Genomic DNA, 490 nt, shown 5'->3' with positions numbered 1-490 from the left:
GTCCGGCCGCGTCTCGTACTCGTTCGGCCTGGAGGGGCCGGCGGTGACGGTGGACACGGCGTGCTCGTCGTCGCTGGTCGCGCTGCACCTGGCCGCGCAGGCGCTGCGGTCGGGCGAGTGCTCGATGGCGCTGGTCGGCGGTGTCACCGTGATGGCGACCCCGACGGCCTTCCTGGACTTCAGCCGTCAGCGCGGGCTGGCCGCCGACGGCCGGTGCAAGTCGTTCGGCTCCGACGCGGACGGCACCGCCTGGGGCGAGGGCGCCGGCGTCTTCGTGGTCGAGCGGTTGTCGTCCGCACGGGCGGCCGGTCGTCGGGTGCTGGCGGTGGTGCGGGGCACGGCGGTGAACCAGGACGGTGCGTCGAACGGTCTGACGGCGCCGAACGGTCCGTCGCAGCAGCGGGTGATCCGGGCGGCGTTGGCGCAGGCGGGGTTGAACCCGCAGGACGTCGACGCGGTCGAGGCGCACGGCACCGGCACGACGCTCGGC

The 490-nt window shown here is 75.1% G+C and carries 1 protein-coding gene; it reads left to right on the top strand.

Going from position 1 to position 490, the window contains the following annotated elements:
• Positions 1 to 490: beta-ketoacyl [acyl carrier protein] synthase domain-containing protein (locus PUR56_RS14335; protein ID WP_329949187.1), on the top strand; the 490-nt coding region annotated here is incomplete at both ends.

This window comes from Streptomyces sp. BE303, assembly GCF_036290945.1.
Lineage (GTDB): Bacteria > Actinomycetota > Actinomycetes > Streptomycetales > Streptomycetaceae > Kitasatospora.
This window is presented reverse-complemented; position numbering and strand designations above follow the sequence as displayed.